General features: G+C 53.8%; 1 pseudogene. It reads left to right on the forward strand.

The window, feature by feature from the left end:
* Positions 1–223: pseudogene (locus AAC854_RS23795) on the forward strand (phage tail protein); the annotation flags it as partial.

Raw genomic sequence — 223 nt, forward strand, 5'->3', positions numbered from 1 at the left:
CGGCAGTTTTATCGACTGCACCACCCTGAGGGACACCAACAAACAGTTTATTTCCGATATGCCGGAAGGCCCGGAAAAGTCACTGGGATTTATTGATGACCCGGAAAACGCCGATTTTACCGCCTTCCTCAACGCCGCCGAGCAGCGTGAAACCGTCCAGTTTTACATTGCCCTGCCGAATAAGCGCACCGCCACCATGATATTAGCGCTGTCCGGCTGGGAA

Origin of the sequence: Xenorhabdus entomophaga (genome assembly GCF_037996725.1) — a bacterium.
GTDB classification, from domain to species: Bacteria; Pseudomonadota; Gammaproteobacteria; order Enterobacterales; family Enterobacteriaceae; genus Xenorhabdus; species Xenorhabdus khoisanae.